This is a genomic window from Ruminococcus callidus ATCC 27760 (assembly GCF_000468015.1).
Lineage (GTDB): Bacteria > Bacillota > Clostridia > Oscillospirales > Ruminococcaceae > Ruminococcus_C > Ruminococcus_C callidus.
This window is the reverse complement of sequence record NZ_KI260353.1, coordinates 2,060-6,283: the sequence shown is the minus strand read 5'-3', so window position 1 is coordinate 6,283 and position 4,224 is coordinate 2,060. Positions and strand designations below refer to the sequence as shown.

Annotated in this window: 3 protein-coding genes; 1 reads left to right on the top strand and 2 read right to left on the bottom strand. The window is 57.0% G+C overall.

Annotated features, from left to right (window positions below):
- Window positions 1-236: hypothetical protein (locus RUMCAL_RS16205; RefSeq protein ID WP_021681464.1), on the top strand; the 236-nt coding region annotated here is incomplete at its 5' end.
- Between the two features lie 108 nt (window positions 237-344).
- On the opposite strand, the gene RUMCAL_RS04815 is transcribed toward RUMCAL_RS16205, so the two are convergent.
- Both RUMCAL_RS04815 and RUMCAL_RS04810 read right to left on the bottom strand, forming a co-directional pair.
- A complete protein-coding gene (locus RUMCAL_RS04815; RefSeq protein WP_021681463.1) occupies window positions 345-704 on the bottom strand; it encodes a DUF3783 domain-containing protein in 360 nt (119 codons plus the stop codon).
- A 239-nt stretch (window positions 705-943) separates the two neighbouring features.
- Window positions 944-3,748, bottom strand: coding sequence for a glycoside hydrolase family 2 TIM barrel-domain containing protein (locus tag RUMCAL_RS04810; RefSeq protein WP_040647068.1), 2,805 nt, complete (start codon window positions 3,746-3,748; stop codon window positions 944-946).
- Window positions 3,749-4,224 lie beyond the last annotated feature (476 nt).

Genomic DNA, 4,224 nt, shown 5'->3' with positions numbered 1-4,224 from the left:
AGGGATTTCTGGGCAATATGACGGAAAATCTGCATGCAGATTGCGTGCAAAGCCATCAGGCGGGCTTTGTGCGGTGTTGCCTTAAGGAAACGCTGCATAAAGCCCGTAAAATTACGACATTTCCCAATTTCATTTTTTTAACTTCCATTATATGCAAAAACACGGCACCGCCCGCTTTGGGTGTGCCGTGTTTTTGCGTTGGTGGGGATAGAGGGAAACCCCTCAGTCACCTCTAAAATGAGCCTCCCCTGAAAGGGGAGGGGAACCGCCGTTAGGCGGTGGAGGGGTTCTTCCGTAAAATCTTCTACACGCCCTACTCGCCCAGAAAATTTTCAAACAGCCATTCACTTTTCCCCCATCGCCTGCCGTTCCCGTTCCAGTTCCTGTGCCAGCCGGCAGACGTTCCAGTTCTGGTTGGTAGGGGTCAGCACCGCCTTGTGGGGAATGACGATGCCGGCGTTCCGGAGAGCAGCCAGCAGCTTGTCCATGTGGGAATTTTTCAGCCCGCACATCACCAGCAGCCCCGTTTCCGGCAGGGGCAACGCCGGTGTTTCCTCTGCCGCCGCAGCAGGATAACCGGCAAGCTGCCCCAGACTGCGGGCATACTGTTCCGGCTGTACCAGCACCGTCCGCAGCCGCAGCCGACGTGCGACCTGCTCCACGCCGTCCGTGTCGGGAATTGCAATGAGTAATAATTTTTCCATGTGTATACTCCTTTGAGATCGTGGAATCAATGTGGAATCGTAGGGACAGATTGCACCGTGTCCCCGCTGGAAGAATAGCCTCCCCTTTAGGGGAGGGGGACCGCCGCAGGCGGTGGAGGGGTTCTTGTGGAATCTTTTGCTTGACGTAAAAGAGTTTACGGAAGTACCCCTCAGTCACCTGCGGTGCCAGCTCCCCTAAAGGGGAGCCTATACACAAAGGGGAGCCTAAATAAAATCCCTCACACCCCAAACCACTTCCGCAGCTGTTCCGCCGTCACACTCTGCGGCGGGGCGAATGCCTCTGATGCCGCGTAGTGCAGCAGGCTCTTTGCCAGCCAACGCACTTCCGGACGGGTGGCGATCTCGGACAGGCGGCTGGTGCAGACCAGCAAGCTGCCGCTGCCCACTTTGGCTTCCCAGAGAATGCCCAGCTTGTGGTTGCGTTCGAAGTTGTCGATCATCTGTACAATGGGCGTGAACCCCGCCGGCGTGTCGTCCAGAATGGTGCAGTCCGCCGCAGTCACAATGTCATACCACTGGGGCGTGCTGTACTCCTGCGTGGGGAACAGTTCCAGTGCGGGGTGGTCGTCCTGAATGCAAAGCCCCATGGTTCCCACAGCAACCGGCTTTTTCATCCAGTTGCAGATGTCGCGGAACATGGGATAGCACCAGAAATCCGTACAGTAAAAGCCCTGTATGCTCTCCGCCGTTTCTCTGGGGAAAAAGACCGTCTTTTTCCCTGCCGCCAGAGCTGCCAGTGCCGTTTCCAGCTGCTCCGTGACACACAGTTCCCCCTGATCTTCCAGTGCCGGCATGGCGATCGCCGGATAGAGCATCAGGTCATAGACGTTGCAGACATCGGTGTCCGCCAGCGACAGAATGAGGTGCACTCGTTCCGGCCGCTGCAACTCCTCCGGCATGCGGCAGAAGATGCTGCCGATCTCCGTCAGACCGGATTCCGCCTGTACCGAAAATCTCCCCTCGCCCAGCTTGTCGCCGTTTTCCCGAATCAGCATCCATTCCGCCGTGCCGGACTGGGGCAGCACTGTCCGCAGAGAAACCTTTGCCGCAAACATCTCGCCGGTAATCAGCACATAGGACGGGAACTGTGCCAGCAGTACGCAGTCGGAGCAGAACATTCGCCATTCCTCCGGCGAGATCAGCCCCTTGTTGTCCAGAAATGCGTCCAGCATGCCCACCAGAGCCGTGCCCTGTCCGGAAAAGTCCTGCAAGTCCAGCAGCTGGAAGCCGGCAATATAGCGGGAACGCATGGCGGCTTCGATCTCCTCCTTGTAGCAGGCAGCCGCCAGTGCCCCGCTGCACCGGAAGAACCGGTTCGCCTGATGCAGCATGCCCCTGGCAGCAAGGCGTTCCCGAAAGGCTTCGAAATTCCGTGCTTTCAAAGGCCCCGTGTACTTCTCGATCTCCCGAAAATCCGGATAGACCTCGTACTGTCCGATCTCATGGGTGATGACCGGCTTGGTGGGGATCAGTCCGCCGGCAGTCTTGCTGACCTGCACTTTCTTCACGCCGGTACCGTACTGGATCTCGATCTCCTCCGTGTCGCCGCTGTCCTCTCCGGCAGTCTGTCGGGGAAAGATCACGTCGTCATACTGGTGCATGGTGCTGGGGCGGTCGGTCTGAACGTGTCCCAGCGGAGCATCACACATGCCGAAAGAGCCGCGGAGCAGCCGTTCCTTGCTCAGCCGCACGCCGACAAAATAGTCGTCCTCCGGCACCATCAGCGGGAAGTGCTGGAAGTTGTTGCAGCCCTGCGTATACAGGTGCCGGCTGTCCTTTTCCTTGTAGTGCCGCAGGATCTCCCCCAGCCGTTCCGGACTGCCCCACAGTTCGTTCCCCAGCGAGAACATCACAAACGAGGGGTGATTGCCGAAGGTTTCCAGCATCTTGTCCCCCAGTGCAATGAGGTAGTTCTGTTCGGCTTCGTTGTAGCCCTCCTCACCGGGAGCCGCAATGGTACCCCAGAACGGCAGTTCCGGCTCCATGTAGATGCCCAGCAGATCTGCCGCAGTAAAGGCAGCGTCCGGCGGGCAGCAGGTGTGGAAGCGGTAGTGGTTGATGCCGTAGCTTTTGGCGATGCCCAGCACCCGCAGCCACTCGTTCACATCTGTGGGAGCGTAGCCGGTTTTCGGGAAGATCAGTCCGTCGTGTTTGCCGCGGAGCATAGTGGGCTGACCGTTGATCGTGAACTGGCTGCCGTCGGCACAGAACTCCCGCATGCCGAAGCTGACATAGCCGCAGTCCGCCTCGTCGATGTTGTAGACCAGATAATACATAGCGGGGTGATATTCGCTCCACGCATAGTACGCCTCGTCCAGCGGGATCGTCACCGAAGCCATGCCGTTTTCGTCCGCCGTCAGCTGTGCCTGAAACAGCGGAATGCTGTCCTCCTCGTCATCCTCCATGACGCTGCCGGTGGCGGTAAAGCTTGCCGTCGATGCCCCGTGAAGCTGCATGGTGAGGGTGACATTTTTTTCCGCCGGATTCGGATACGCCTGCACATGGTCTGCATAGACATCCGGAAACACTTCCAGCGTCATCTGACCGGTGATGCCGTTCCAGTTGGACTGGGTGTCCGGCGAGGTGAGGTGGCCGCCCTTGGTGGGATAGCCGGTGTTCTCCACCAGCACCAGAATCTCCACCAGCGGCTTTGTCACATAGGCGGTGATGTCATAGACGTGAGGCGTGCACAAACTGTCACAGCTGCCCACCCGCCTGCCGTCGATCCAGAGGGTTGTCATGCGAGTGCGTTCCAATGTCAGCTTCATGGGGCAGCAGCCGGTGTCAGGGTCGATCAGTTCCGGATCGATATAGATTTTTTTGCGGAACCACGCCTGCCCTTCAAAAGCGTAGGCATCGGTGAGAAAACCGGTTTCCCGTCTGGGATTTGGGGTGCCTTTTTTGGCGAGAGAGGTAGTATTGGGGAGTGAAATGGTATCGGAAAACGCCGTGGGGAAAGTGCCCTTTGCCATCTGTGCCATGGAAAAGTCCCACACGCCGCTGAGGTCATAACTTCGAAACATCGTGTTGTTCATTCCTTTCGCTGAATTGCCTTTTCGGTTAAATTTAGTGTACCATATTGCAGAATGTGTGTCAAGGAATAATTTGAAAATGTTTGGCTCAACAATCAGAACGCACAGACTGGAGAGCCGGTCTGTGCGTTTATGGAGATATGAAGTTGTCTGAATCGTTGTGCTGTATCCGTAGAATTCTAGGTTTTTTCTATGAAATCTAATGCATCAGGAAAAAGGCTTCACATGGGAACCCCTCCACCAGCTTCGCTGGTTCCCCTCCCCTTTCAGGGGAGGTTTATTTGTAATAGGCTCCCCTTTAGGGGAGCTGGCACCGCAGGTGACTGGGGGGTTAGTTCGTAAATCTTTACATCAAGCAAGAGATTTCACGGGGTTACCCCTCCACCGCCTGACGGCGGTCCCCCTCCCCTAAAGGGAAGGCTATTTCTCCTACATTTAGGCTCCCCTTTAGGGCACCCGTAGGGCGT

Excerpts from the sequence above, each read along its gene's own strand:
- RUMCAL_RS04815 (WP_021681463.1), bottom strand. The coding sequence starts at position 704 with ATGGAAAAATTATTACTCATTGCAATTCCCGACACGGACGGCGTGGAG.
- RUMCAL_RS04810 (WP_040647068.1), bottom strand. The coding sequence starts at position 3,748 with ATGTTTCGAAGTTATGACCTCAGCGGCGTGTGGGACTTTTCCATGGCA.